This is a genomic window from Bradyrhizobium sp. Leo78 (genome assembly GCF_059512425.1).
On record NZ_JCAMOT010000274.1, the window covers coordinates 1 to 392 of the forward strand.

Genomic DNA, 392 nt, shown 5'->3' on the forward strand with positions numbered 1-392 from the left:
TCTATCGTAATTCCGAAGGACTGGCGGAGGACGTGAAATACTACGGCGAATGGATGCGCCAGAAAGCTTGGGAGCGTATCGGGCATCTGTATCCGCAGGTCGATCTACCGAAGGAACAGGGAGGCGGAAAAGCGACGGTGATCGCCTGGATTTGGGCGCGCACGGTGCCGAGCCCAGACCCCGCCTTCTCAGATGTACAGGTTCCGATTGCATCAAGCTTTCTTCTTAGTTCGAAAGCCGGAAAAGAAACCTGGATCGAGCCCGTCGTGGATAAGAAAGCAAAGTCGATCACTTACCGCATCCGAAACGGCGGCACGAAAGCAGAAATAGCTGCCGCTAAGGAAGGTACAAAGGCAGGGCGCGGGGCAAACTTCCTTTGCTTGATGTCGGAT

The 392-nt window shown here is 54.8% G+C and carries 1 pseudogene; it reads left to right on the forward strand.

The features are described 5' to 3' along the window. Positions 1 to 32: 32 nt before the first annotated feature. A pseudogene (locus tag AC5ZG1_RS44650) lies at positions 33 to 392 on the forward strand (hypothetical protein); the annotation flags it as partial.